Here is a 25,774-nt window from a genome sequence, read left to right on the forward strand (position 1 = left end):
CCCTGGAGCGCTCATCAGGAGAGCTCATGCTCGCCCCCGTAAAATTGCTGTCCGCAACCCGTCAGAACCTCTGGCGCCTGACCTTTATCCGTACCCTGGTGCTGGCCGCTCAGGCCGGTTCGGTGGGGCTCGCCTACTGGCTGGACCTGCTGCCGCTGCCCTGGTTGCAACTGGGCGTGACCCTGATGTTTTCCATGGTGTTGTGCGCTTTCACCGCGATCCGCCTGCGCACCTCGTGGCCGGTGACGGAGCTGGAGTACGCCCTGCAACTGGCCTGTGACCTGTTTATCCACAGTGTCCTGCTGTACTTCTCCGGTGGTTCCACCAACCCCTTCGTCTCCTATTACCTGGTGCCCCTGACCATCGCCGCGGTGACCTTGCCGTGGCGCTACTCGGTGGTCCTGTCGGGTATCGCCCTGACGCTCTATACCCTGTTGCTGGCGCGTTTCTACCCGTTGCAGACCTTCCCCATCGCCCGGGAGAACCTCCAGGTCTACGGCATGTGGCTGAGCTTTGCCCTGGCTGCGGCGGTGATCACCTTCTTCGCTGCACGCATGGCAGAAGAGCTGCGCCGCCAGGAAGAACTGCGGGCGATCCGGCGCGAAGAGGGGCTGCGCGACCAGCAATTGCTGGCAGTGGCGACCCAGGCCGCCGGCGCCGCCCACGAATTGGGCACGCCCCTGGCGACCATGAGCGTGCTGCTCAAGGAAATGCGCCAGGACCATCCCGACCCGCTGCTGCAGGATGACCTCGGCGTGCTCCAGGACCAGGTCAAGCTGTGCAAGGAAACCCTGCAGCAACTGGTGCGCGCGGCCGAGGCCAATCGCCGCCTGGCGGTGGACATGCAGGAAGTCACCCAGTGGCTGGACGAAGCCTTGAACCGTTGGCACCTGATGCGCCCGGAAGCCAGCTACCGTTTCCATCTGTTGGGCGAGGGGCCGGTGCCGCGCCTGGCGCCGCCGCCGGACCTGACCCAGGCCCTGCTCAACCTGCTGAACAATGCCGCCGATGCCTGCCCCGAAGGCCTGGAAGTACGCCTGGACTGGGACGCGGAAAACCTCACCATCAGTATTCGTGACCACGGTGCCGGAGTACCCTTGGCCATCGCCGAACAGATCGGCAAACCGTTTTTTACCACCAAGGGCAAAGGCTTCGGCCTGGGCCTGTTTTTGAGCAAGGCCAGCGTGACCCGCGCTGGAGGCTCAGTGAAACTCTACAGTCATGAGGAAGGCGGAACGCTCACCGAGCTGCGCCTGCCCCGTGCCGCCCGAGGAGACGACCATGAGTGAAGAGATCCAAGTCGAAGGCGAGGAACTGCCGCACCTGTTGCTGGTGGATGATGACGCCACCTTTACCCGCGTGATGGCCCGTGCCATGAGCCGCCGCGGTTTTCGCGTGAGCACCGCCGGTTCCGCCGAGGAGGGCCTGGTCATTGCCCAGCAGGACCTGCCGGACTACGCCGCGCTGGACTTGAAGATGGATGGCGACTCCGGGCTGGTGCTGTTGCCCAAGCTGCTGGAGCTGGACCCGGAGATGCGGGTGCTGATTCTCACCGGCTATTCGAGCATCGCCACCGCGGTGGAAGCGATCAAGCGTGGCGCCTGCAACTACCTGTGCAAGCCGGCGGATGCCGACGATGTACTGGCCGCGCTGCTCTCCGAACACGCCGATCTCGACACCCTGGTGCCGGAAAACCCGATGTCGGTGGACCGCTTGCAGTGGGAACACATTCAGCGCGTGTTGACCGAACACGAAGGCAACATCTCCGCCACTGCCCGGGCCCTGGGCATGCACCGCCGTACCTTGCAGCGCAAATTGCAGAAGCGTCCCGTGCGTCGCTGAACCGCGACTGAACGAATGTCCGCTGGGCGTCGTGAAAAAGCGAGCCGATCTACTATGATCGGCTCAACGCTTGCCCTTCTTCCTATCGAGCCTCAACGATGAATCAGAACGCTGAATACTCCGCGGTCAACGATGCCGTGCGCGGGCAATTCTTTCGCCGGGTCTGGGCCATGATCACGCCGTACTGGCGCAGTGAGGAAAAGGGCAAGGCCTGGCTGTTGCTGGTTGCGGTGATCGGCCTGTCGCTGTTCAGCGTGGCCATCTCGGTGTGGATCAACAGCTGGTACAAGGACTTCTACAACGCCTTGCAGAAAAAGGACGAAGCGGCGTTCTGGCACTTGATCCTGTATTTCTGCGGAATTGCCGCGGTGGCGATCCTGGGGGCGGTGTATCGTCTGTACCTGACCCAGATGCTGACCATCCGCTGGCGGGCCTGGCTCACCGAGAAGCACTTTGCCCGCTGGCTGGGCCACAAGAACTACTACCAGCTGGAGCAGGGCGGCTACACCGACAACCCGGACCAGCGGATTTCCGAAGACCTCAACAGCTTTACCAGCAATACGCTGTCCCTGGGCCTGGGGCTGATCCGCAACATTGTCAGCCTGGTGTCCTTCTCGATCATCCTGTGGGGGGTGTCCGGCAGTATCGAGGTGTTCGGCTACACCATTCCCGGCTACATGTTCTGGTGCGCGCTGGTCTATGCCGCTGTCGGCAGCTGGCTGACCCACTTGATCGGGCGCCGCCTGATCGGCCTCAACAACCAGCAACAGCGCTTCGAAGCCGACCTGCGTTTTTCCATGGTGCGGGTACGGGAGAATGCCGAGAGCATTGCCCTGTATGACGGCGAGAAGAACGAGAACCAGCGTCTGAGCAGCCGTTTCGGCAAGGTCTGGCACAACTTCTGGGACATCATGAAGGTCTCCAAGCGCCTGACCTTCTTCACCGCCGGGTATGGCCAGATTGCGATCATTTTCCCCTTTATCGTGGCTGCCCCGCGGTACTTTTCCGGCAAGATCGAGCTGGGTGAGCTGATGCAGATCAACTCGGCATTCGGGAACGTTCAGGAGAACTTCAGCTGGTTCATCAGTGCGTATTCGGACCTGGCGGCCTGGCGCGCCACCTGTGATCGTCTGCTGAGTTTCCGCCAGGCCATGAGTGATAACGAAGAACGGACCCCGGCTATCGACGTGCAGCATCAGGGCGAACAATTGTGCGTACGAGACCTGGGCCTGGACCTGGCCGATGGCCGGCATCTGCTGGCCGGCGCCGAAATGACCGTGAACCCAGGTGAGCGGCTCATGCTCAGCGGCCGTTCCGGCAGCGGCAAGAGTACCTTGCTGCGGGCCATGGGCCGGCTGTGGCCGGCCGGGCACGGGAGCATCCTGCTGCCGAACCAGCGTTACCTGTTCCTGCCGCAAAAGCCCTATCTGCCCATTGGCAGCCTGCGCGAAGCCTTGAGTTATCCACAGTCTGGCGACAGCTACCCCCAGGAGCGTTATGCACAGGTCCTGGAAACCTGCCGCTTGCCCCATCTGGTGGCGCGCCTGGACGAGAGCAATCACTGGCAGCGCATGTTGTCGCCGGGCGAGCAGCAGCGCCTGGCCTTTGCCCGGGCCCTGCTCTATGCACCGCAGTGGCTGTACATGGATGAGGCCACTTCGGCCATGGACGAAGAGGACGAAGCCACCTTGTATCAGGCGCTGATCGATCAGTTGCCGGGCCTGAGCATTGTCAGCGTCGGCCATCGCAGCAGCCTCAAGCGCTTCCATCCACGGCTCGTTCGTATCGAGCAGGGGCATCTGCAAGAGCAGACTCTTACGGCCTGACGGAGGGCCGAGCGCTAGCCTCAAGCCCAGCGCCCTTGCACCGCCGGTGCAAGGGCGCTGGGCCGTTTCGCGAGCGAGCCGTTCCTACAGACCGCGATCAGGCCTGGTGCAGGATCGAACGGTCCACACGTACGGCCAACTGGCCGCTGCCCGGCTTCGCGTTGAAGGCCACGTTGCCATGTTCATCCACGCTGGCTCGGGCGATCGGGGCGCCGTTGAGCAGCAGCTCCAGTGGTGCATCCTTGAGAGACTGGCCGGAGGCCAGTTGCAGTTTCAGGTTGATAGCCATGGTGATCTCCTTATCAGGCGTTGCTGTCGATGAAGTGGCTGGCGTTCTTGTCGATGGAGCCGACCAGCTCCGGTGAACCACCACGGAACTGGCGGAACACATTGCGCCCGGTGGCGCTGCTGTTGCTGGTACCGGCCGGAATGCTCAGGGTTGGCTGGAAGCTGTCGCTCAGTTCCACATAGGCCGACCAGGGGCCGATGTAGGACTCGTTCAACCCGTTGGTTTCGCTGAGGGCGTAGCGCACCGCGTGGCCTGGCAGCCAGTTGGGTTCCCTGGGGCTGTGGCTCTGCCAGCCATCGGCGAGGATCACCGGAACCGCGCTGGGGGTTTCCAGGTAGCCGGTCGGCTTGTTCGGGCTGTAGTTCTGCAGCAGCAGGTAGGTGCTCCAGCCCCACCAGTTGTCGATGGTCTTGCTGTCATTGAGGTTGTTGACGTCGCTGCGGCGCAGGACCTTGTCGCCACTCATCACGAACAGTGGCGAGAAGTTGCCGGTTTTCGCGGCATTCAGGTCCGGCAGGGTTTTCAGGGCTGCGTAGCTGGCGGGTGCGGGGAGGTTGCCGCTGAGGTAGCTGGCGAAGATTTCGTCTGCCGAACTCTGCACAGCCATCTTCACTTGCTGGCGATTGCGATGGTCGACGCTGTCGAAGTAGCGCTTGTCGCCATAGGCGTGCCAGCGATCGCCCTGGGCGTTGCTGACATTCAGGCCGAACTTGCTGTCCTCGTCATGCATGAAGCGGGTAATCAGCGAACCCAGGTCGCTGGGGGTGACGACCGCCGCCACCTGTTTGCGCGGCACCCGTACGTGGCCGGAGGAAAACAGATCGGTGAGGAAATGGTCGGCGAAGGCGTTCATTGCGTAAGCCAGTTCCAGTTGCTTGTCGTCCGCGCTCTTGCCCGCCAGTACCGCTTGCTGCAGCGCTGCGGTATGCCCTGCGGTGTAGGCAGCCAGGGCCCACTCGCCGAAGTGATCGGCGTTGTTGGCCGCCAGCTTCAGGTAGCGCCCCAGGGGGAACAGGGCGGATACCACGCTGCCGCCGCCGGTAATCTTGTTCCACTCCTCGGACAGGGTATCGCCCAGGGCGTCATAGGCTTCATGGGGCTGCTTGCCGTCGCGGATCGCCTGGTTGGCGGCGACGATTTCCTTTTGCATCACTGCAAGGATCTGCCGGGCTTCGTCTTTCGCGGCCGGCAGTACCGCAAGGGAGTTGAACGCCGCGATAAAGCGCTGTACTCGATCACTGGGGGTTGTGCCTTCGCAGATCGGCTGCTCGGGAATGCCATAGAAGTCGCCCCCCAGGGCCACCACCTGGCCGTAGGTCAGCGCCAGGCCGTTAGGCAGGTGCAGTTCGACCTGCCACGCCGGGATGGCCGGTGCATCCTTGACGAAGCGCAGCAGGGTGCTGTCGCCGATGGCTGTGTGTTCGCCGCCCTCGAAACGCAGCTGTGGCTGGCCCTTGGTGGTTTTTTGTGCAGAACGAGGCAGGTCTTCCGGGCGGTGGTACTTGATGGTGTGGTGGCCATCGGCGACCAGTACCAGGGTGTCGCCATCGCCGGAAATGGCGATGCCTTGTTCACTGAACAGGCGGTCCAGGTCGGCGACGATCTTGCCCGCGTGTTGTGGCTGTTGCTGCTTCTGTGCAGAGAGTCCTGACATTTCTAGCTCCTTGATATGTCATGGGGATATTTCCTTATTTAACTGTATGCATATACAGTTAAATCGAGCATAGAGGAAAACGTTTTCCCGTCAAGAAGCGAATGCACCGCTGCAGCATTTTTTCTTTCGCCCCGCAATGGAGCCGCAGGCTGGGTACTGCGTGGGGCAGGCAGATCCCATGGAAGCGAGGCTCCAGACGCCAGCGTGCGGATTGAATTATTATTAGCGCCCTAACGACAGGCTCAAGGTCCACCCGCCCATGCTGGCTATTTTTCTCGAAACCCTGACGATCACGGCGCCGGTCTTTGCCATGTTGCTGCTCGGCCTGTTGCTCAAACGGGTGGAATGTATCGACGACAACTTCATTCATACGGCCTCGGCCCTGGTGTTCAACGTCACCATGCCGGCGCTGCTGTTTCTCGGCATTGTCCATGCCGACCTGCATTCATCGTTGAAACCCGGGGTGCTGATCTATTTCTCCTTGGCCACCCTGGCGTGCTTTGGGCTGGCCTGGGGCTGGGCGATCTGGCGTTGCCCCAAGGCCGACCGCGGGATCTATACCCAGGGCGCGTTTCGCGGCAATAACGCGATCATCGGCCTGGCCCTGGCTGCCAGCATGTACGGCGATTACGGCATTTCCCTGGGCGCAGTGCTCGCAGCCCTGGTGATCCTGTTCTACAACACCCTCTCGACCATCGTCCTGGCGGTCTACAGCCCGGTGATCAAGTCCGATCCCTGGAGCATCTTCAAGAGCGTTGTCAGCAACCCGCTGATTGTCAGTGTGCTGGTGGCCGCACCGTTCGCCTACTGGCAGATCGGCATTCCCAACTGGCTGGAAACTTCGGGGCGCTACCTGGCGCAGATGACCCTGCCCCTGGCGCTGATCTGCATTGGCGGCACCTTGTCCCTGGCAGCCTTGCGCAACAGCGGCGAGCTGGCGATGAGCTCCAGTTTGCTGAAGATGGTCAGCCTGCCGGCCCTGGCGACCCTGGGGGCCTGGCTGTGCGGGTTTCGCGGGGCGGAGTTGGGGATCCTGTTCCTGTACTTTGGCAGCCCCACCGCGGCGGCCAGTTTTGTCATGGCCCGGGCGGCCAATGGCAACCACGAACTGGCTGCGGCGATCATCGTCATCACCACGGTGATGGCGGCGGTGACCACCAATATCGGGATTTTCCTGTTGCAGTGGGGTGGGTGGATCTAGGCTTTGCCGCGAGCCGGCTCCTGCACGGCTATTGCGTAGGAGCCGGCAGCAGGTTCACTGCGGTTGCTGATAGGTGTCTATCACTTCCTGGGCCGCGCGAAACGCATCGATGGCCGCCGGCACTCCGGCATACACCGCGCAATGCAGCAGCGCTTCACGAATCTCTTCGACACTGCAGCCGTTGTTCAGTGCGCCGCGCACGTGGCCCTTGAGTTCCTGTGGGCACTTGAGTGCGGTCAGGGTCGCCAGGGTGATCAGGCTGCGGGTCTTGAGCGGCAGGCCCTCACGGTTCCATACACCGCCCCAGGCATGCTCGTTGACGAAGTCCTGCAAGGGCTGGGTGAATTCGGTGGCGTTGCCCAGGGCGCGATCGACGAACGCATCGCCCATGACCTGGCGACGCATCTGCAACCCGCTTTTCTTGTTCTCGCTCATGGTGCTTCCTTCTTGTGTTGGCGGCGCCAGGCTCGCAGCGAACTGAACAGCAGGAACGCCACCAGCGCTGGCAGGACGAAAAACAGCATCAGGTGTTCCAGCTTGCCGGCCAGAGGCATGCCAGTGGTGAAGGACACCACATGCAGCCCGTAAGCCAGGTACAAGCCCAGAAACAGCAGGCCTTCGGCCCGGGTCACGCGGTATCCGGAATAGAACACCGGCAGGCACAGCACGGCCACGCCGAGCATGACCGGCAGGTCGAAGTCCAGGGCATTGGGCGAGACCGAAAGAGGTGTCGGTGCCACCAGGGCGGTGAAGCCCAGCACTCCCAGCAGGTTGAACAGGTTGCTGCCGATGATGTTGCCCACGGCAATCTCGCGCTGGCCGCGCAGGGCCGCCAGCAGCGAAGTGGCGAGTTGGGGCAGGGAGGTGCTGACGGCGATCACGGTCAGGCCCATGACCCGCTCGGAAAGCCCCAGGTCGTCGGCCACGGAGACGGCGGCGCCCAGCAGCAAGTGCCCGGCGAAGACCAGCAGGCCGAGGCCGAGCAGGACCATCAGCAGGCTGCTGATGCGCGGTGCCCAACTGCGCTGGCCGGCTGGTGCGGGTGAGTGGGGGCGGTGCGAATGGCGGGACTGGCGCAACAGCAGGCCCAGGTACAGCACCAGGGCTGCCAGCAGGATCAGGCCGTCGCTGGGGCTGAGTTGTTCGTTGTAGGCCAGCACGAACACCAGCAGGCTGGCGCCGATCATCAGCGGGATGTCCAGGCGCACCAGTTGCCGCGAGACCCGCAGCGGGATGATCAGCGCGGACAGGCCGAGGGTCACCAGGATGTTGAAAATGCTGCTGCCGATCACGCTGCCCACGGCAATGTCGGTGTTGTCGGCCAGGGTCGCCTGCAGGCTGATGGCCATTTGTGGCGCGCTGCTGCTGAAGGCGACGATGCTCAGGCCAATGATCAGTGGACGCATGTGCAGGCGTGCAGCCAGGCGGATGGCCGCGCGCACCAGCAGTTCGGCGCCGGCGATCAGCATCACCAGGCCGCTGATGAGCTGGATCAGGCTGAGCAGGGGCAGTTCGGCAAAAGCGGTAATGGCGTGGGCTCCCGGGGTCAGTCGCTGAGGGCTTGGACGCGGACTTTGGCAGTTCCGCTGCGCAGCATGTGCAGTTGTTGGGCGGCGGCGCGGGACAGGTCGATCAGGCGGCCTCGGGTGTGCGGGCCTCGGTCGTTGATACGTACCACGACGCTCTTGTCGTTGCCCAGGTTGGTGACCTGTACCCGGGTGCCGAATGGCAGTTCGCGGTGGGCGGCGGTCAGGCCGTTCTGGTCGAAGGGCTCGCCACTGGCAGTGCGATTGCCGTGGTGCCGAGCGCCGTAATAGGAGGCGGTGCCGGTTGCGTCATAACCCCGGGGGTCGATGACGTGGCTGGTGGCGCAGCCAGTGAGCAGAGCGAGCAGGGCGCTAGTGGCAACCAGACGCTTCATTCGGGAGCTCCGATGGTTGATGTGGCGAGGGAGCGTACTCCCGCTGGTCTGTCTGGCAGACCGCAAGCCGACGGCGATGTTCCTTGCTGGAGCGGCGCCGGCCGGTTTGCAGTCGCTGTCGGACCGAGCGGGAGCACGCTCCCTCGTCACGCGCAAGCGGCCGGGGCCGCTTGCGGTTAAACCCCGATCAGCCCTCGAGCTTGCTCTTCAGCAGCTCGTTGACCTGTTGCGGGTTGGCCTTGCCTTTGGATGCTTTCATCGCCTGGCCGACGAAGAAGCCGAACATCTTGCCGCGCTTGGCCTCATCGGCGGCACGGTACTGTTCGACCTGTTCGGCGTTGGCTGCGAGCATCTCATCGAGCACCGCAGAGATCGCGCCGCTGTCGGTGACTTGCTTGAGGCCACGCTTGTCGATGATCTCGTCGGCATTGCCTTCGCCATTGGCCATGGCTTCGAACACGGTCTTGGCGATCTTGCCGGAGATGGTGTTGTCCTTGATCCGCAACAGCATGCCGCCCAGTTGTTCGGCCGAGACCGGGGCTTCGTCGATTTCCAGGCCCTGCTTGTTCAGCAGGCTGCCCAGCTCGACCATGACCCAGTTGGCGGCGAGCTTGGCGTCACCGGCGATGCTGGCGACCTTCTCGAAGTAGTCCGCCTGCTCACGGCTGGTGGCCAGGACGCTGGCGTCGTAGACCGACAGGCCGAACTGCTCCTGGAAGCGCTCGCGTTTCTGTGGTGGCAGCTCAGGCAGGGTGGCGCGTACCTGGTCGAGGAAGGAATCCTCGATGACCACGGGCAGCAGGTCCGGGTCGGGGAAGTAACGGTAGTCGTTGGCTTCTTCCTTGCTGCGCATCGGACGGGTCTCGTCCTTGTTCGGGTCGTACAGGCGGGTCTGCTGGATCACCTTGCCGCCGTCCTCGATCAGCTCGATCTGGCGACGGATCTCGGAGTTGATGGCCTTCTCGATGAAGCGGAACGAGTTGACGTTCTTGATCTCGCAGCGGGTGCCGAACTCGACCTGGCCCTTGGGGCGGATCGACACGTTGCAGTCGCAACGCAGGGAGCCCTCGGCCATGTTGCCGTCGCAGATGCCCAGGTAGCGCACCAGGGCGTGGATCGACTTGACGTAGGCCACGGCTTCCTTGGCGCTGCGCATGTCAGGCTCGGAAACGATTTCCAGCAGCGGCGTGCCGGCACGGTTCAGGTCGATGCCGGTGGCGCCGTTGAACTCTTCGTGCAGGCTCTTGCCGGCGTCTTCTTCCAGGTGCGCGCGGGTGATCCCGACGCGTTTCATGGTGCCGTCTTCCAGGGGGATGTCCAGGTGGCCCTTGCCGACAATAGGCAGTTCCATCTGGCTGATCTGGTAGCCCTTGGGCAGGTCCGGGTAGAAGTAGTTCTTGCGGGCGAACACGTTGTGCTGGCCGATCTCGGCGTCAACCGCGAGGCCGAACATCACCGCCATGCGCACCGCTTCCTGGTTCAGCACTGGCAGCACGCCGGGCATGCCCAGGTCGATCAGGCTGGCCTGGGTGTTGGGCTCGGCACCGAAGGCGGTGGAGCTACCGGAGAAAATCTTCGATTGAGTGGTGAGCTGGGTATGAATCTCCAGCCCGATCACGACTTCCCATTGCATGTGTGTCTCCTCAGAAGCCGGTTGGGGTGCGGGTGTGCCAGTCAGTGTTCAACTGATACTGGTGCGCAACGTTGAGCAAGCGGCCTTCCTGGAAATACGGAGCGAGCAGTTGCACGCCGACCGGCAAGCCGTCGACGAAGCCGGCCGGCATCGACAGGCCCGGCAGGCCCGCGAGGTTGGCGGTGATGGTGTAGACGTCTTCCAGGTATGCAGCGACCGGGTCGCTGCTCTTGGCGCCGAGCTTCCAGGCCGGGTTGGGCGTGGTCGGGCCGAGGATGATGTCGACTTCGTTGAACGCGCTCATGAAGTCGTTCTTCACCAGGCGACGGATTTTCTGCGCCTTGAGGTAGTAGGCATCGTAGTAGCCGGCGGACAGTGCGTAGGCACCGACCATGATCCGGCGCTGCACTTCGCTGCCGAAGCCTTCGCCGCGGGAGCGCTTGTACAGGTCTTCCAGGTTTTCCGGGTTCTCGCAACGGTAGCCGAAGCGCACGCCGTCGAACCGCGACAGGTTGGAAGAGGCTTCCGCCGGGGCGATCACGTAGTACGCGGGGATGGCGTGCTGCATGTTCGGCAGGCTGATTTCCTTGATCACCGCACCGAGCTTTTCCAGCTCCTTGATGCTGTTGTGGATCAGCTCGGCGATGCGCGGGTCCAGGCCGGCGCTGAAGTATTCCTTCGGCACGCCGATGCGCAGGCCCTGCAGCGAGCCGTTGAGGCCGGCGCTGTAGTCCGGCACCGGTTCATCGATGCTGGTGGAGTCGTTCGGGTCGAAGCCGGCCATGCCTTGCAGCAGGATCGCGCAGTCTTCGGCGGTGCGCGCCAGTGGGCCGCCCTGATCGAGGCTGGAAGCGTAGGCGATCATGCCCCAGCGGGAAACGCGACCATAGGTCGGCTTCAGACCGGTGAGGTTGGTGAAGGCGGCGGGCTGGCGGATCGAGCCGCCGGTGTCGGTAGCCGTGGCGGCTGGCAGCAGGCGCGCAGCGACCGCGGCGGCGGAACCACCGGACGAACCGCCGGGTACGTGTTCGAGGTTCCACGGGTTTTTCACCGCGCCGTACCAGCTCGACTCGTTGGCCGAGCCCATGGCGAATTCGTCCATGTTGGTCTTGCCCAGGGTCACGGCCCCGGCAGCGGCCAGCTTGGCGACCACGGTGGCGTCGTAGGGCGCCTTGAAGTTGTCGAGCATCTTCGAGCCGCAGCTGGTGCGGATGCCCTGGGTGCAGAACAGATCCTTGTGGGCGATCGGCGCGCCCAGCAGGGCACCGCTCTCACCATTGGCGCGACGCTCGTCGGCGGCCTTGGCCTGGGACAGTGCCAGGTCCTGGGTGAGGCTGATGAAGCTGTTGATCTGCGGATCCAGCTGGGCGATGCGCGCCAGCAGGGTCTGGGTCAGTTCTACAGAAGAGAATTTCTTGTCGGCGAGGCCGCGGGCGATCTCGGCCAGAGTCATGTGATGCATTGCAGGCTCTTTCCCTTTAGTCGATGACTTTCGGAACCAGGTACAGGCCGCTTTCGACCGCTGGTGCGATGGACTGATAGGCCTCGCGATGATTGGACTCGGTCACAACGTCTGCGCGCAGGCGCTGGCTGGCTTCCAGGGGGTGGGCCAGGGGCTCGATACCGTCGGTATCGACTGCCTGCATTTCATCCACCAGCCCGAGAATGCTGTTCAGGGCGGAGGTGATGTGTGGAAGATCGCCTTCATTGAGCTTGATGCTGGCCAAATGAGCGATTTTTTCCACGTCGGAGCGTTCAAGCGCCATGGGATTCTCCAGTGGAAAACAAAAACGGATTTCGTCCGCGTGTTAGATTGTCGGAACACTACCGCATTTCTACGGTCTTATGGCCGCGATTGTGGGGGTTGGTGCACAGAAAAGCGGCCAATTTAACATATTGGCGCCTTGCCCAAAATCCCTGTCGTTGTTAGAGTTTGCCGCACTTTTTTACCCACGCGTTGCCTAGGGTCCCTTTCCCATGTTCAAGAAACTGCGTGGCATGTTTTCCAGCGATCTTTCCATTGACCTGGGCACTGCCAACACCCTTATTTACGTGCGCGAGCGCGGTATTGTCCTGAATGAACCATCGGTTGTGGCCATTCGGACCCACGGTAATCAGAAAAGTGTTGTCGCGGTTGGTACTGAGGCCAAGCGCATGCTCGGTCGTACCCCGGGCAACATCGCAGCCATTCGTCCGATGAAAGACGGCGTGATCGCCGACTTCAGCGTTTGCGAAAAGATGCTGCAGTACTTCATCAACAAGGTTCACGAAAACAGCTTTCTGCAGCCCAGCCCACGTGTGCTGATCTGCGTTCCATGCAAGTCCACCCAGGTTGAGCGTCGCGCCATCCGTGAATCGGCCCTTGGCGCCGGTGCCCGTGAAGTGTTCCTGATCGAAGAGCCGATGGCCGCTGCGATCGGTGCCGGCCTGCCGGTTGAAGAGGCCCGCGGTTCGATGGTCGTGGACATCGGTGGTGGTACCACTGAAATCGCCCTGATCTCCCTGAACGGTGTGGTCTACGCCGAATCCGTACGGGTTGGCGGCGACCGTTTCGACGAAGCGATCATCACCTACGTGCGTCGCAACTACGGCAGCCTGATCGGTGAGTCCACCGCCGAGCGCATCAAGCAGGAAATCGGCACCGCCTACCCGGGCGGCGAAGTGCGTGAAGTCGACGTCCGCGGCCGTAACCTGGCCGAAGGCGTGCCACGTGCCTTCACCTTGAACTCCAATGAAGTGCTGGAGGCTCTGCAAGAGTCTCTGGCAACCATCGTTCAGGCGGTGAAAAGCGCCCTGGAGCAATCGCCTCCGGAACTGGCCTCGGACATCGCCGAGCGCGGCCTGGTGCTGACCGGTGGTGGCGCGCTGCTGCGTGATCTGGACAAGCTGCTGGCCCAGGAAACCGGCCTGCCGGTGATCGTTGCCGAAGACCCGCTGACCTGTGTCGCTCGCGGCGGTGGCCGTGCATTGGAAATGATGGACAAACACACCATGGACCTGCTCTCCAGCGAATAACTTCGCCGGTTGCATCTATGCTGTTGCGCTCACAGGCAGCACTTTGCAGTGCTGCCTGTGGCGTTTATCTTCTGTCAATCTGCATCCAGGCCGGTTTGATGCCGTATGAATAAACACAACATTTGCCTGGGAGGAGCGGCTTATTAAACCGCTTTTCGCCAAAGGCCCCTCATTAGGCGTGCGCCTCCTGGTGCTGGTCGTTCTCTCGGTCGCACTGATGGTGGTCGATGCCCGCTTCACACTGCTCAAGCCAGTGCGTAGCCAAATGTCGCTGGTGTTGATGCAGTCCTACTGGATCACCGACCTGCCGCAGCGGCTATGGCAAGGCGTGGCCAGTCAGTTCGGCAGCCGTACCGAGCTGGTCGCTGAAAACGAAAAACTCAAGACCGAAAACCTGCTGCTGCAGGGGCGCATGCAAAAGCTCGCGGCCCTCACCGAGCAGAACGTGCGCCTGCGCGAGTTGCTCAATTCCTCGGCACTGGTCAACGAGAAGGTTGAAGTGGCCGAGTTGATCGGCATGGACCCGAACCCCTTTACCCACCGCATCATCATCAACAAGGGTGAGCGCGATGGCGTGTTCCTCGGCCAGCCGGTGCTCGATGCCCGTGGCCTGATGGGCCAGGTGGTGGAGTTGATGCCCTACACCTCCCGCGTACTGCTGCTCACTGACACCACCCACAGCATTCCGGTGCAGGTCAACCGCAACGGCCTGCGCGCCATCGCCAGCGGCACCGGCAATCCGGAGCGCCTGGAGTTGCGCCATGTGGCCGACACCGCGGATATAAAGGAAGGCGATCTGTTGGTCAGCTCCGGTCTGGGCCAGCGTTTCCCCGCCGGCTACCCGGTGGCCACGGTCAAGGAAGTGATCCACGACTCCGGCCAGCCGTTCGCCATTGTGCGGGCGGTACCCACCGCTGCGCTGAATCGCAGCCGCTACCTGCTGCTGGTATTCAGCGATCCGCGTACCGCCGAAGAGCGTGCCAACGACGCCGCCCAGGCCCAGGAAGCCCAGGACCAGCAGGGCGCCGGCGCCGCGCCAGTGGTCCCGGCCACCGTGCCCAAGCCGGCCGCGGCGGCAAACGCCGGGGCTGCGCCCGCCACTGCGACTCCTGCTGCGCCGGCGACCCCGGCCAAACCCGCGGCTCACGCTCCGGCCAAGCCGGTCCATAAACCTGTGGTGAAACCGGCCGCTGCCAAACCACCGGCAGCAGCACCGGCTACCACCGGAGGAAGAGAATAATGGCGGGTAGCACCTATTCGCGAAATGGCTGGATCGTCTGGTTGACCTTCCTTATCGGGCTGCTGCTGAGCGTCTCGCCCTTGCCGCAGTTCATGGAGATCCTGCGTCCGCTGTGGCTGGCGCTGTTGCTGGCGTTCTGGGCCCTGGCCCTGCCGCACAAGGTCGGCATGGTCACTGCCTGGTGCCTGGGGCTGGCAGAGGATGTGCTCTATGGCACGCTGCTGGGGCAGAATGCCCTGATCCTGACGCTGATCACCTTCCTTGTACTGTCTCTGCAACAGCGCCTGCGGATGTTCCCGATGTGGCAGCAGAGCCTGGTGATCCTGGTGATCTTCGGCCTGGCGCAGTTGGTGCAACTCTGGCTCAGCGCCCTGACCGGCAACCGCCAGCCGACCCTGGCCCTGGTGCTGCCGGCCCTGGTCAGTGCCTTGTTGTGGCCCTGGGTCAGCTTCGGCCTGCGCGGCTTGCGTCGACGTTTCAAAATCAATTAATTCGGTCAGGCATTGGCCCGCACCTCGACAGGGAGATGTCTTGATGAATCCGCTTTACCTCGCTTCCGGTTCGCCTCGTCGGCGTGAGTTGCTGACGCAGATCGGCGTGCCGTTCACCGCCATCAGTGCGGACATCGATGAAACCCCGCTAGCCGATGAGTCACCTGCCGCCTACGTCGAGCGCCTGGCCCGAGGCAAGGCTGCGGCGGGGCGCGGGCTGATCACCAGCAGTGAATCCCAGGCCCCGGCCTGTGTGCTGGGGGCCGACACCGCGGTAGTGCTCGATGGGCGGATTCTCGGCAAACCGCTGGATCAGGCTGATGCGTTGCAGATGCTCATGGCGCTTTCGGGGCGTGAGCATGAAGTGTTCACCGCCATTGCCCTGCTTGACGGTGAACGCTGCGAGTCGCGAGTGGTGCGCAGCCTGGTACGTTTTCGCCCGATCTCGCCTGCAGAGGCCGCGCTCTACTGGGCCAGCGGCGAGCCCTGCGACAAAGCCGGTGGCTATGCTATCCAGGGACTGGCAGCGGTGTTTGTCGCCGGCCTCAATGGCAGTTATTCCGCGGTGGTCGGCTTGCCGGTGTGCGAAACCGCAGAACTGCTCGGGCATTTCGGCATACCCTGTTGGCAAAACCTTCCAGTGCGCTAAAGCGCCGTACCCGATTGCTGCGGCCCTCTATGAACACGCCTGAACGAGACACTGCCATGAGTGAAGAGATTCTGATCAACATCACGCCGATGGAATCACGCGTGGCGGTGGTCGAAAACGGAGTGCTGCAAGAGGTTCACGTCGAGCGCACCCAGCGCCGGGGGATCGTCGGCAACATCTACAAGGGCAAGGTGGTGCGGGTCTTGCCGGGCATGCAGGCGGCCTTCGTCGACATCGGCCTGGACCGGGCGGCGTTTATCCACGCCTCGGAAATTTCCACCCGCGAAGGCACTGCGGTAGAGAGCATCAGCGCTCTGGTGCACGAAGGGCAGAGCCTGGTGGTGCAAGTCACCAAGGACCCCATCGGTTCCAAGGGCGCGCGCCTGACCACTCAGTTGTCGATCCCTTCCCGCTATCTGGTGTACATGCCGCGTACCGCCCATGTCGGTATCTCGCTGAAGATCGAGGACGAAGCCGAGCGTGAGCGTCTGAAGCAGGTCGTCAGTGATTGCGTGGCCCAGGAAGGCATCAAGGAGGCCGGTGGTTTTATCCTGCGCACCGCCGCCGAAGGCGCCGGGGCCGATGAGATCATGATGGACATCCGTTACCTGCGCCGGCTCTGGGACCAGATCGGCGCGCAGATCAAGACCATCGGCGCGCCCAATGTGATCTACGAGGACCTGGGCCTGGCGCTGCGCACCCTGCGCGACCTGGTGAGCCCGAAGATCGAGAAGATCCGCATCGACTCCCGGGAAACCTTCCAGAAGACCACGGTGTTCGTGGCCGAACTGATGCCGGAAATCGCCGACCGCCTGGAGCACTACCCCGGCGAGCGGCCGATCTTCGACCTGTACGGCGTCGAGGACGAAATCCAGAAAGCCCTGGAGCGCAAGGTGCCGCTCAAGTCCGGAGGCTACCTGGTGGTAGACCCGGCGGAAGCCATGACCACCATCGACGTCAACACCGGAGCCTTCGTCGGTCATCGCAACCTTGAGGAAACCATCTTCAAGACCAACCTCGAGGCGGCCACCGCCATTGCCCGGCAACTGCGCCTGCGCAACCTGGGCGGGATCATCATCATCGACTTCATCGACATGGAAGATGAAGAGCACCAGCGCCAGGTATTGCGCACCCTGGAAAAGCAGCTGGAGCGTGATCACGCCAAGACCAACATCATCGGCATCACCGAGCTGGGCCTGGTGCAGATGACTCGCAAGCGTACCCGCGAGAGCCTGGAGCAGGTGCTGTGCGAGCCTTGCAGCAGTTGCCAGGGGCGGGGCAAGTTGAAAACCCCGGAAACCGTCTGTTACGAAATATTCCGAGAAATCCTCCGCGAGGCCCGGGCTTATCAGGCAGAAGGATATCGGGTGCTGGCCAATCAGAAGGTGGTCGACCGGCTGCTGGACGAAGAGTCGGGCAACGTGGCGGAGCTGGAGGGTTTTATCGGCCGGACCATCAGGTTCCAGGTCGAAACCATGTATTCCCAGGAACAATACGACGTGGTGCTGCTCTGATTCCGCGTGTTCTACATCCGTGGAAATGGCTGGCTTCAGCTTTTTGCATGACTTTTACCCTGGGAGCCAACTGAAATGGAGCGGCTGATGCGCCTGTTCACCACGCTGATTCGCTGGGGGCTTGGCTTCTGTGCGCTGGCGCTGGTGGCGACTGCCTTGTATGTCAGTCTGGGCCGGGAACTGACCCCGCTGGTGGCCGAGTACCAGCCCGAGGTCGAGGCCAAGGTGCAGCAGGCCGTGGGCTTGCCGGTGCATATCGGTAGCCTGGAGGGGCGCTGGAGCGGCTTGTCGCCGATCCTGCTGGCCCACGACGTGCAGGTGGGCGAGGGCGCCAATGCGCTGCGCCTGGATCAGGTGAGCGTGGCGCCGGATATGCTCGGCAGCCTGCTGGCCCGTGACCTGCGGATCGGCCGCCTGGAGCTCAGCGGCCTGAGCCTGAGCCTGAAAGAGGGCGCGGACGGCCAGTGGCAGCTTGAAGGCCTGCCGGTGCAACAGGACCAGCCGATGGACCCCCAGCAGTTGCTGGGCCGCCTGCAACAGGTTGCCGAGCTGGCGCTGCTGGACAGCCAGGTCACCTTGCAGCCTCTGGACCACCAGCCCGTGGCGCTGACCTACGTCGGGCTCAATCTGCGTAGCGGCACCAGCCGCCAGCGCCTGGACCTGCGCCTGACCCTGCCGGACGGCCAGCCCCTGGCAATGAACCTGCGGACCAGGATGCGGGCCGAGGCCTGGCGCGATGCCCAGGCCGACTTGTACCTGAGCCTGCCGCAAAGCGACTGGTCGCGTTGGGTGCCGGCCCGGCTGACCCGGGAGTGGAAACTCTCCGAGCTCAAAGCGGGTGGCGAGCTGTGGCTGAAGTGGGCCAAGGGTGGGGTGCAAAACGCCACGCTGCGCTTGAATGCCCCGCAATTCACCGGGGCCTATGCCGAGCGCACGCCGGTGTCCCTGAGCAACCTGGCGTTGAATGCCTACTTCCAGCGTGACGAGCAGGGCCTGCAGGTGCAGCTTGACTCCCTGGCGCTGAACCTCGGCGAGACCCGCTGGGAATCCCGTGTGCAGGTGCAGCAGCGCAACGCGACCGAGCAGCAGGAAGAACTCTGGCATGTGCAGGCCGACCGCCTGGACCTGAAGCCGATCACCCCGATCCTCGATGCCCTGGCCCCCTTGCCGGAAGGCCTGGCCACGGCCATCGACCGACTGAAAGTCACTGGCGGCCTGCGCAACGTGCTGCTCGACTATCGTCCCCAGAACAGTGGCGACCAGCGCCTGAGCTTCGCCGCGAACCTCGACCGGGTTGGCTTCGACGCCTATCACGGTGCTCCGGCAGCGCGAAATGTCAGCGGCAGCATCAGCGGCGACCTGGGCAAGGGCGAGCTGCGCATGGACAGCAAGGATTTCTCCCTGCACCTGTACCCGATCTTCGCCAAGCCCTGGCAGTACATCCAGGCCAACGCCACCCTGACCTGGAAGCTCGACAAGGAAGGCTTCACCCTGATTGCCCCCTACCTGAAGGTGCTGGGCGAAGAGGGCAAGATCGCCGGCGACTTCCTGATCCGCCTGCATTTCGACCACAGCCAGGAAGACTACATGGACCTGCGAGTCGGCCTGGTGGACGGCGATGGGCGCTACACCGCCAAGTACCTGCCCCAGGTGCTCAACGCCGGTGTGGATGAATGGCTGCGCACGGCGATCCTCAAGGGCGCGGTGGACCAGGGCTTCTTCCAGTACCAGGGTTCGCTGAACCATGACGCCGTCGAGGCCGCCCGCAGCATCAGCCTGTTCTTCAAGGTGCATGACACCGAGCTGGCGTTCCAGCCGGGCTGGCCGCACCTGACCAAGGTCAGCGGCGATGTGTTCATCGAAGACAGCGGCGTGCGCATCGTCGCCAGCAAAGGCCAGTTGCTGGACACCAAGGTGCGGGATGTCTTCGTCAACATTCCCCATGCTGCCAGCGGGCAGGACAGCCACATGTACATCGATGGCGCCTTTGCCGGTGGCCTGGGCGATGGCGTGAAAATTCTCCAGGAAGCGCCGATCGGCACCGGCTCGACCTTTGCCGGCTGGCATGGCGAGGGCGATCTGCAAGGCAAGCTGGATCTGGATATTCCCCTGGTCAAGGGCCAGGAGCCGAAGATCGTGGTGGCGTTCAAGACCGACAAGGCGCGCCTCAAGCTCAGTGAGCCTGAGCTGGAACTGACCCAGCTCAAGGGTGATTTCCGCTTCGATAGTGCCAAGGGCCTGAGTGGCGAGGGCATCAGTGCCCAGGCGTTCGAGCGGCCGGTCACGGCGCAGATCTTCGCCGATGGCAAGCCGGGCAAACCCAACACTCGAGTGGTTGCCAAGGGCCAGGTTGCGGTCAAGAAACTTACCGACTGGTTGCAAGTCGGCCAGCCGTTGCCGGTGTCCGGCGAGGTGCCCTACCAGTTGCAACTGAACCTGGACGGAGCCGACAGCCAGTTGATGGTCAGTTCCAGTCTCAAGGGCGTAGCGGTGGACCTGCCGGCGCCGTTCGGCATGGCGGCCAGCACCGGGCGCAACAGTGTATTTCGCATGACTCTGCAAGGGGCCGAGCGGCGCTACTGGTTCAACTACGGCGAACTGGCCGACTTCACCTTTGCGGCGCCCAGCGGCAAGCTCGCCGAGGGGCGAGGCGAGCTGTTCCTCGGTGATGGCGCGGCCTTGCTGCCGCCGGGTAAAGGGCTGCGGATACGAGGGATTCTCTCCGAGCTGGATGTGGAACCCTGGAAAGCCCTGGTGGATCGCTACGCCGGGCAGGACCCGGGAGGCAGCGCCAAACAGTTGCTCAGCAGTGCGGACTTCAAGGTTGGCAAGCTCAGTGCCTTCGGCACCACCCTGGACCAGGTCAACCTGTTGCTGGCGCGCAAGCCCGCTGCCTGGGAGTTGCAGATCGACAGCCAGCAGGCCAAAGGCAAGGTCGGGATTCCCGATGCCAAGGCGGCGCCGATGGCCATCGACATGGCGTACGTGCGCCTGCCGGCTGCCGATCCGGCAGCGCAGGCCGATGAAAATGCGCCCGACCCCCTGGCCTCGGTGGATCCGAAGAGCGTTCCGCCCCTGGATATTTCCATTGCCCAGCTGTTCCAGGGCCAGGACCTGATCGGCCGCTGGGCGCTCAAGGTGCGGCCGACGTCCAGGGGCATGGTCTTCAATGGCCTGGACCTGGGCCTCAAGGGCATGCAGTTGCAGGGCGAGGGCGGCTGGGAAGGCCAGGCCGGTGCCAGCAACAGTTGGTACCGGGGCCGCATTGGCGGCAAGAACCTGGCGGACGTGCTCAAGGGCTGGGGCTTCGCCCCGACCGTGACCAGTGAAGATTTTCACCTGGACGTCGATGGCCGCTGGCCGGGCTCGCCGGCCTGGGTGGGCTTGAAGCGCTTCTCCGGCAGCCTGGACGCTACCCTGCGCAAGGGCCAGTTCGTCGAAGTCGAGGGCGGGGCCCAGGCCTTGCGGGTGTTCGGCCTGCTCAACTTCAACTCCATCGGTCGCCGCCTGCGCCTGGACTTCTCCGACCTGTTCGGCAAGGGCCTGAGCTATGACCGGGTCCGGGGCGTGCTGGCGGCGAGCAATGGCGTTTACGTCACTCGCGAGCCGATCACCCTGACCGGGCCGTCGAGCAACCTGGAGCTCAATGGCACCCTGGACATGGTGGCCGACCAGGTGGACGCCAAGCTGCTGGTGACCCTGCCGGTGACCAACAACCTGCCGATTGCCGCGCTGATTGTCGGTGCGCCGGCGGTGGGCGGGGCGTTGTTCCTGATCGACAAGCTGATCGGTGACCGCGTGGCGCGCTTCGCCAGCGTCAAATACAACGTCAAAGGCCCATGGAAAGAGCCGAAAATCACCTTCGACAAACCGTTTTGAGAATCCTCGATTCGCGCCTATGGAGTAGCATGGCGGCCTACCCTACAAGGAGTTCGCCATGTCTCTTGCGGTGATTCAAATGGTCAGCCAGAGCAATGTCCTGGCCAATCTGCAGCAGGCTCGGAGCCTGCTCGAACAGGCTGCTGCCGGCGGTGCAAAGCTGGCCGTCCTGCCGGAAAACTTCGCCGCCATGGGGCGCCGCGACATGGCGGCCATTGGTCGCGCCGAAGCGCTGGGCGAAGGTCCGATCCTGCCATGGTTGAAACAGGCCGCCCGCGACCTCAGGTTATGGATAGTGGCCGGCACCTTGCCGTTGCCCCCCGTCGATCAGCCCGAGGCCAAGTCCAATGCCTGTTCGTTGCTGGTGGATGACCAGGGGCAGTTCGTGGCGCGCTACGACAAGCTGCACCTGTTCGATGTCGATGTGGCGGACAATCGCGGACGCTACCGTGAATCCGATGACTATGCTCATGGAGACCGGGTGGTGGTGGCGGATACTCCGGTGGGGAGGGTCGGTCTTACAGTCTGTTATGACCTGCGCTTTCCCGAGCTGTACAGCGAGTTGCGCGCCGCTGGCGCCGAGTTGATCACCGCGCCTTCGGCGTTTACCGCGGTCACCGGTGCGGCTCATTGGGAGGTGCTGATTCGCGCCCGTGCCATCGAGACCCAGTGCTATGTGCTGGCGGCGGCCCAGGGCGGCGTGCATCCCGGCCCGCGGGAAACCTACGGCCATGCGGCGATCGTCGACCCCTGGGGGCGGATAGTGGCGCAACAGGATCAAGGTCAAGGCGTGCTGCTGGCCGAGCGCGACAGCAGCGAACAGGCGTCCATCCGGGCGCGGATGCCGGTGTTCAGTCACCGGCGCATTTTCTCGCAAGGCGTGCAACGGCTTGCATAAGTACGACGAATTTAAGGCCAAAACATATGAGCGGGTTGTTGTCCTCTGTCAGTGAACATCTACTAGCCCCGGGCGGCGTGACCATCGAAAGCTTGCAAGGCGTGCTGGGGGATCTGGCCGGCCCGGGCATCGATGCCGCCGATCTGTATTTCCAGGGGCAGATTTCCGAGTCCTGGTCCCTGGAAGACGGAATCGTCAAGGAAGGCAGTTTCAACCTCGACCAGGGGGTTGGGGTGCGTGCGCAATCCGGTGAGAAGACCGGCTTCGCCTACAGCAATGCCATCACCCTGGAAGCCCTGGGCCTCGCCGCCCGGGCGGCGCGCTCGATTTCCCGGGCCGGGCAAAACGGCACCGTGCAGGCGTTCTCGACCCAGGACGTGGCGCAGCTGTATGCGCCGGACAACCCCCTGGAAGTCATCAGCCGGGCCGAGAAGGTCGAGCTGCTCAAGCGCGTTGACGCCGCAACCCGCGCCCTGGATCCGCGCATCCAGCAGGTCAGCGTGAGCATGGCCGGGGTCTGGGAGCGGATCCTGGTGGCCTCTACCGATGGCGGCCTGGCGGCGGACGTGCGGCCGCTGGTGCGTTTCAACGTCAGCGTCATCGTCGAGCAGAACGGTCGCCGCGAGCGCGGTGGCCATGGCGGCGGCGGGCGTACCGACTACCGCTATTTCCTCAGCGAGGATCGGGCCATGGGCTATGCCCGTGAAGCCCTGCGCCAGGCGCTGGTCAATCTGGAAGCGATTCCGGCGCCGGCCGGAACCCTGCCGGTGGTGCTGGGCTCCGGCTGGTCCGGAGTGCTGCTGCACGAAGCCGTGGGCCACGGCCTGGAGGGCGACTTCAACCGCAAGGGCAGTTCGGCCTACAGCGGTCGCATGGGCGAAATGGTGGCTTCCAAGCTCTGCACCATCGTCGACGACGGCACCCTGGCCGGGCGCCGTGGTTCCCTGAGCGTGGACGACGAAGGCACCCCCACCGAATGCACCACGCTGATCGAGAACGGCGTGCTCAAGGGCTACATGCAGGACAAGCTCAATGCCCGGCTGATGGGCGTGGCCCGCACCGGCAACGGTCGCCGCGAGTCTTATGCGCACCTGCCGATGCCGCGCATGACCAACACCTACATGCTGGGTGGCGAAAGCGATCCGGCGGAAATCATCGCTTCGGTGAAGAAGGGCATCTATTGCGCCAACCTCGGTGGCGGCCAGGTGGATATCACCAGCGGCAAGTTCGTGTTCTCCACCAGTGAGGCCTACCTGATCGAGGACGGCAAGATCACCGCCCCGGTCAAGGGCGCGACCTTGATCGGCAACGGTCCGGAAGCCATGAGCCGGGTATCGATGGTGGGTAATGACCTGTCCCTGGACAGTGGCGTCGGCACCTGCGGCAAGGATGGGCAATCGGTGCCAGTGGGCGTCGGCCAGCCGACCCTGAAGATCGATGCGATCACCGTGGGTGGCACTGGGGCATAAGGAGGGAGGGTGCCGGGTGAGCTGCAGGGCAGCTCACCCGTGGCAAGGCTCAGCGCAGGCCGCGTTGAGTCTCGTCCAGCTCGCGGATGTACTTGAAGATTTTACGGCTTGAGGCCGGTGCCTTGTTATGCGCCAGCTCATGCTGGGCCTGACGGATCAGGGAGCGCAGTTGCTGGCGATCGGCGTCCGGGTATTCGCCGACGAACTTTTCCAGCACGTCATCGCCGCCGCCGATCAGGCGGTCGCGCCAACGCTCCAGGTTATGGAAGCGTTCGTTGTACTGCCGGGTGGAGGCATCGAGTTGGTCAAGCAGTTGCAGAATCGCGTCGGTGTCCTGGTCCCGCATCAGCTTGCCGATGAACTGCAGGTGGCGCTTTCGGGCGATATGGGCGACGTGCTTGGGGGCATCCGCCAGGGCCCGGCGCAAGGCGTCGGTCAGGGGCAGTTTGTTCAGCAAGTCGGGCTTGAGAGTGGTAAGGCGCTCGCCGAGATCAACCAGAGCATGCAGCTCGCGTTTGACCTGGGATTTGCTTTTCTCCCCATCGAGGGAGTCGTCGTAAGAATCAACCATGGTGGCAGTCCGCAAAGAAACGCCGCCATGATAACCAGTCGAGGGCCGCTTGTCCGGCCCGGTCGCTCGCCGGCCTTAATCGAAAGCAGAATTTGAGTGGAGAACAGCATGAGTGCAGCACAAAGCGTCGGCCCACAGGCTTTGCCGGCCCTGCAGGAGCAAGTCGAGCAGATCATCGCCGAGGCCAAGCGCCAGGGGGCCAGCGCCTGTGAAGTGGCGGTGTCCCTGGAGCAGGGGCTGTCGACTTCGGTGCGCCAGCGGGAAGTGGAAACCGTCGAGTTCAACCGCGACCAGGGCTTTGGCATCACCCTCTACCTGGGCCAGCGCAAGGGTTCGGCCAGTACGTCTGCCAGCGGCCCCGAGGCCATTCGCGAAACCGTGGCGGCGGCCCTGGCGATTGCCAAGCACACCTCCGAAGACGAAGCCTCGGGCCTTGCCGAGGCGGCCTTGATGGCCAAGGACCTGCAGGACTTCGACCTGTTCCACGCCTGGGACATCACTCCCGAACAAGCCATCGAGCAGGCTCTGACCTGTGAGGCTGCGGCCTTTGCTGCCGACAGCCGGATCAAGAATGCCGACGGCACCACCCTCAGCACCCACCAGGGCTGTCGGGTGTATGGCAACAGCCACGGCTTCATTGGTGGTTATGCGTCCACCCGCCACAGCCTGAGCTGCGTGATGATTGCCGAGGCGAATGGCCAGATGCAGCGCGACTACTGGTACGACGTCAATCGCCAGGGCCAGTTGCTGGCCGACCCGGTGAGCATTGGCCAGCGTGCCGCCCAGCGCGCGGCCAGCCGGCTAGGTGCCCGTCCAGTGCCGACCTGTGAGGTGCCGGTGCTGTTTTCCGCAGAACTGGCCGGTGGCCTGTTCGGCAGTTTTCTAGGGGCGATTTCCGGTGGCAACCTGTACCGCAAGTCGTCCTTCCTCGAAGGCGCCCTGGGTCAACAACTGTTTCCGCAGTGGATGACCATCGATGAGCGCCCGCACCTGATGCGCGCCATGGGCAGTTCGGCTTTCGACGGCGATGGCCTGGCCACCTACGCCAAGCCGTTCATCCAGGACGGTGAGCTGGTGTCCTATGTACTGGGCACCTATTCCGGACGCAAGCTGGGCATGCCGAGCACCGCCAACGCCGGTGGCGTGCACAACCTGTTCGTCACCCATGGCGACGAAGACCAGGCCGCGCTGCTGCGGCGCATGGGCCGTGGCCTGCTGGTGACCGAGCTGATGGGCCATGGCCTGAACATGGTCACCGGGGACTACTCCCGCGGTGCGGCGGGTTTCTGGGTCGAGAACGGCGAGATTCAGTTCGCGGTGCAGGAAGTGACCATTGCCGGCAACCTGCGGGACATGTTCAAGCAGATCCTCGCAGTGGGTAACGACCTGGAGCTGCGTAGCAACATCCGCACCGGCTCGGTGCTGATCGAACGCATGACCGTCGCCGGCAGCTGACCGCGCCCAGCTTCACCCCCAACGCGCCACCTCCCCGAGGTGGCGCGTTTTTTATGGCCGCCATTTTTGTAGGAGCTGGCTTGCCAGCGAAAGCGTCCTGACATCCGGCACCAGGCTCAAGGGCTCATTCGCCGGCAAGGCGGGCCCTATAAGAGTTGGACAAAAATCATACAAGTCAGATTGATTTGATTCTCAATATCATTTAATAATGAAAATCATTATTCGAT

The 25,774-nt window shown here is 63.4% G+C and carries 22 protein-coding genes; 13 read left to right on the forward strand and 9 right to left on the reverse strand.

What is annotated here, in order from left to right; translation table 11 throughout:
• Positions 1-26: 26 nt before the first annotated feature.
• The 3 genes from AC1RGE_RS11790 (at position 27) to AC1RGE_RS11800 (ending at position 3,668) form a co-directional block, all read left to right on the forward strand.
• Positions 27-1,289, forward strand: a complete 1,263-nt coding sequence (locus AC1RGE_RS11790) for an ATP-binding protein (RefSeq protein ID WP_011059239.1) — start codon at positions 27-29, stop codon at positions 1,287-1,289.
• Positions 1,282-1,842, forward strand: coding sequence for a response regulator transcription factor (locus AC1RGE_RS11795; protein WP_011059240.1), 561 nt, complete (start codon positions 1,282-1,284; stop codon positions 1,840-1,842). Before AC1RGE_RS11790 ends, AC1RGE_RS11795 begins: the two co-directional genes overlap by 8 nt.
• A 98-nt stretch (positions 1,843-1,940) precedes the next feature.
• A complete protein-coding gene (locus AC1RGE_RS11800) occupies positions 1,941-3,668 on the forward strand; it encodes an ABC transporter ATP-binding protein/permease (protein ID WP_011059241.1) in 1,728 nt (575 codons plus the stop codon).
• Positions 3,669-3,765: 97 nt separating this feature from the next.
• On the opposite strand, the gene AC1RGE_RS11805 is transcribed toward AC1RGE_RS11800, so the two are convergent.
• Both AC1RGE_RS11805 and AC1RGE_RS11810 read right to left on the reverse strand, forming a co-directional pair.
• Entirely contained in the window at positions 3,766-3,957 is a 192-nt protein-coding gene (locus AC1RGE_RS11805; RefSeq protein WP_011059242.1) for a hypothetical protein, read from the reverse strand.
• Between the two features lie 13 nt (positions 3,958-3,970).
• Positions 3,971-5,611, reverse strand: a complete 1,641-nt coding sequence (locus tag AC1RGE_RS11810) for a phospholipase (protein WP_492584342.1) — start codon at positions 5,609-5,611, stop codon at positions 3,971-3,973.
• Between the two features lie 259 nt (positions 5,612-5,870).
• Between AC1RGE_RS11810 and AC1RGE_RS11815 the strand changes: the two genes are divergently transcribed.
• Positions 5,871-6,812, forward strand: coding sequence for an AEC family transporter (locus AC1RGE_RS11815; protein WP_492584344.1), 942 nt, complete (start codon positions 5,871-5,873; stop codon positions 6,810-6,812).
• A gap of 54 nt (positions 6,813-6,866) precedes the next feature.
• Here the strand turns inward: AC1RGE_RS11815 and AC1RGE_RS11820 are convergent, their stop codons facing one another.
• The 6 genes from AC1RGE_RS11820 to gatC form a co-directional block, all read right to left on the reverse strand.
• Positions 6,867-7,247: a carboxymuconolactone decarboxylase family protein gene (locus AC1RGE_RS11820; protein ID WP_011059245.1), complete on the reverse strand. Its 381-nt coding sequence runs from the start codon at positions 7,245-7,247 to the stop codon at positions 6,867-6,869.
• A complete protein-coding gene (locus AC1RGE_RS11825; protein WP_026020272.1) occupies positions 7,244-8,308 on the reverse strand; it encodes a calcium/sodium antiporter in 1,065 nt (354 codons plus the stop codon). The genes AC1RGE_RS11820 and AC1RGE_RS11825 overlap by 4 nt, the downstream gene beginning before the upstream one ends.
• Positions 8,309-8,358: 50 nt before the next feature.
• Positions 8,359-8,733: a septal ring lytic transglycosylase RlpA family protein gene (locus AC1RGE_RS11830; RefSeq protein WP_015634153.1), complete on the reverse strand. Its 375-nt coding sequence runs from the start codon at positions 8,731-8,733 to the stop codon at positions 8,359-8,361.
• Between the two features lie 187 nt (positions 8,734-8,920).
• A complete protein-coding gene (gatB, locus tag AC1RGE_RS11835; protein WP_011059248.1) occupies positions 8,921-10,366 on the reverse strand; it encodes an Asp-tRNA(Asn)/Glu-tRNA(Gln) amidotransferase subunit GatB in 1,446 nt (481 codons plus the stop codon).
• Between the two features lie 10 nt (positions 10,367-10,376).
• The gene (gatA, locus tag AC1RGE_RS11840) at positions 10,377-11,828 is read right to left on the reverse strand and encodes an Asp-tRNA(Asn)/Glu-tRNA(Gln) amidotransferase subunit GatA (protein WP_053149031.1); all 1,452 of its coding nucleotides are present in this window, start codon (positions 11,826-11,828) and stop codon (positions 10,377-10,379) included.
• 16 nt (positions 11,829-11,844) lie between these two features.
• Positions 11,845-12,132: an Asp-tRNA(Asn)/Glu-tRNA(Gln) amidotransferase subunit GatC gene (gatC, locus tag AC1RGE_RS11845; protein ID WP_011059250.1), complete on the reverse strand. Its 288-nt coding sequence runs from the start codon at positions 12,130-12,132 to the stop codon at positions 11,845-11,847.
• Positions 12,133-12,343: 211 nt separating this feature from the next.
• On the opposite strand from gatC, the gene mreB reads away from it, so the two are divergent.
• From mreB to tldD, 8 genes are all read left to right on the forward strand, one after another.
• On the forward strand, positions 12,344-13,381 hold the full coding sequence (gene mreB, locus AC1RGE_RS11850) for a rod shape-determining protein MreB (RefSeq protein WP_002555108.1): 1,038 nt from the start codon (positions 12,344-12,346) through the stop codon (positions 13,379-13,381).
• 142 nt (positions 13,382-13,523) lie between these two features.
• Complete coding sequence (gene mreC / locus AC1RGE_RS11855) at positions 13,524-14,621, forward strand: rod shape-determining protein MreC (protein WP_072443017.1); 1,098 nt, start codon at positions 13,524-13,526, stop codon at positions 14,619-14,621.
• On the forward strand, positions 14,621-15,112 hold the full coding sequence (gene mreD, locus AC1RGE_RS11860) for a rod shape-determining protein MreD (RefSeq protein WP_011059252.1): 492 nt from the start codon (positions 14,621-14,623) through the stop codon (positions 15,110-15,112). Before mreC ends, mreD begins: the two co-directional genes overlap by 1 nt.
• 43 nt (positions 15,113-15,155) lie before the next feature.
• Positions 15,156-15,761, forward strand: coding sequence for a Maf family protein (locus tag AC1RGE_RS11865; RefSeq protein ID WP_011059253.1), 606 nt, complete (start codon positions 15,156-15,158; stop codon positions 15,759-15,761).
• A 56-nt stretch (positions 15,762-15,817) separates the two neighbouring features.
• Positions 15,818-17,275 carry a ribonuclease G gene (rng, locus tag AC1RGE_RS11870; protein ID WP_011059254.1) on the forward strand — a complete coding sequence of 486 codons (1,458 nt, stop codon included), beginning with the start codon at positions 15,818-15,820 and terminating at the stop codon, positions 17,273-17,275.
• A 75-nt stretch (positions 17,276-17,350) separates the two neighbouring features.
• Positions 17,351-21,154 carry a YhdP family protein gene (locus AC1RGE_RS11875; protein WP_492584346.1) on the forward strand — a complete coding sequence of 1,268 codons (3,804 nt, stop codon included), beginning with the start codon at positions 17,351-17,353 and terminating at the stop codon, positions 21,152-21,154.
• 58 nt (positions 21,155-21,212) lie between these two features.
• Positions 21,213-22,052 (forward strand): carbon-nitrogen hydrolase family protein, encoded by an 840-nt coding sequence (locus tag AC1RGE_RS11880; RefSeq protein ID WP_492584348.1) that lies wholly within the window; start codon positions 21,213-21,215, stop codon positions 22,050-22,052.
• A 26-nt stretch (positions 22,053-22,078) separates the two neighbouring features.
• Entirely contained in the window at positions 22,079-23,521 is a 1,443-nt protein-coding gene (gene tldD / locus AC1RGE_RS11885) for a metalloprotease TldD (protein WP_011059257.1), read from the forward strand.
• A 49-nt stretch (positions 23,522-23,570) separates the two neighbouring features.
• Here the strand turns inward: tldD and yjgA are convergent, their stop codons facing one another.
• Positions 23,571-24,092: a ribosome biogenesis factor YjgA gene (gene yjgA / locus AC1RGE_RS11890; RefSeq protein ID WP_011059258.1), complete on the reverse strand. Its 522-nt coding sequence runs from the start codon at positions 24,090-24,092 to the stop codon at positions 23,571-23,573.
• A gap of 108 nt (positions 24,093-24,200) precedes the next feature.
• Between yjgA and pmbA the strand changes: the two genes are divergently transcribed.
• Entirely contained in the window at positions 24,201-25,547 is a 1,347-nt protein-coding gene (gene pmbA / locus AC1RGE_RS11895; protein WP_210482619.1) for a metalloprotease PmbA, read from the forward strand.
• The last annotated feature ends 227 nt before the right edge of the window (positions 25,548-25,774 follow it).

This window comes from Pseudomonas sp. GW823-FHT02C05, assembly GCF_058797595.1.

What these genes read in the sequence shown, in the direction of transcription:
- AC1RGE_RS11790 (WP_011059239.1), top strand. Translation starts at nt 27, where the DNA reads ATGCTCGCCCCCGTAAAATTGCTGTCCGCAACCCGTCAGAACCTCTGG.
- AC1RGE_RS11795 (WP_011059240.1), top strand. Translation starts at nt 1,282, where the DNA reads ATGAGTGAAGAGATCCAAGTCGAAGGCGAGGAACTGCCGCACCTGTTG.
- AC1RGE_RS11800 (WP_011059241.1), top strand. Translation starts at nt 1,941, where the DNA reads ATGAATCAGAACGCTGAATACTCCGCGGTCAACGATGCCGTGCGCGGG.
- AC1RGE_RS11805 (WP_011059242.1), bottom strand. Translation starts at nt 3,957, where the DNA reads ATGGCTATCAACCTGAAACTGCAACTGGCCTCCGGCCAGTCTCTCAAG.
- AC1RGE_RS11810 (WP_492584342.1), bottom strand. Translation starts at nt 5,611, where the DNA reads ATGTCAGGACTCTCTGCACAGAAGCAGCAACAGCCACAACACGCGGGC.
- AC1RGE_RS11815 (WP_492584344.1), top strand. Translation starts at nt 5,871, where the DNA reads ATGCTGGCTATTTTTCTCGAAACCCTGACGATCACGGCGCCGGTCTTT.
- AC1RGE_RS11820 (WP_011059245.1), bottom strand. Translation starts at nt 7,247, where the DNA reads ATGAGCGAGAACAAGAAAAGCGGGTTGCAGATGCGTCGCCAGGTCATG.
- AC1RGE_RS11830 (WP_015634153.1), bottom strand. Translation starts at nt 8,733, where the DNA reads ATGAAGCGTCTGGTTGCCACTAGCGCCCTGCTCGCTCTGCTCACTGGC.
- gatB (WP_011059248.1), bottom strand. Translation starts at nt 10,366, where the DNA reads ATGCAATGGGAAGTCGTGATCGGGCTGGAGATTCATACCCAGCTCACC.
- gatA (WP_053149031.1), bottom strand. Translation starts at nt 11,828, where the DNA reads ATGCATCACATGACTCTGGCCGAGATCGCCCGCGGCCTCGCCGACAAG.
- gatC (WP_011059250.1), bottom strand. Translation starts at nt 12,132, where the DNA reads ATGGCGCTTGAACGCTCCGACGTGGAAAAAATCGCTCATTTGGCCAGC.
- mreB (WP_002555108.1), top strand. Translation starts at nt 12,344, where the DNA reads ATGTTCAAGAAACTGCGTGGCATGTTTTCCAGCGATCTTTCCATTGAC.
- mreD (WP_011059252.1), top strand. Translation starts at nt 14,621, where the DNA reads ATGGCGGGTAGCACCTATTCGCGAAATGGCTGGATCGTCTGGTTGACC.
- AC1RGE_RS11865 (WP_011059253.1), top strand. Translation starts at nt 15,156, where the DNA reads ATGAATCCGCTTTACCTCGCTTCCGGTTCGCCTCGTCGGCGTGAGTTG.
- rng (WP_011059254.1), top strand. Translation starts at nt 15,818, where the DNA reads ATGAGTGAAGAGATTCTGATCAACATCACGCCGATGGAATCACGCGTG.
- AC1RGE_RS11875 (WP_492584346.1), top strand. Translation starts at nt 17,351, where the DNA reads ATGGAGCGGCTGATGCGCCTGTTCACCACGCTGATTCGCTGGGGGCTT.
- AC1RGE_RS11880 (WP_492584348.1), top strand. Translation starts at nt 21,213, where the DNA reads ATGTCTCTTGCGGTGATTCAAATGGTCAGCCAGAGCAATGTCCTGGCC.
- tldD (WP_011059257.1), top strand. Translation starts at nt 22,079, where the DNA reads ATGAGCGGGTTGTTGTCCTCTGTCAGTGAACATCTACTAGCCCCGGGC.
- yjgA (WP_011059258.1), bottom strand. Translation starts at nt 24,092, where the DNA reads ATGGTTGATTCTTACGACGACTCCCTCGATGGGGAGAAAAGCAAATCC.
- pmbA (WP_210482619.1), top strand. Translation starts at nt 24,201, where the DNA reads ATGAGTGCAGCACAAAGCGTCGGCCCACAGGCTTTGCCGGCCCTGCAG.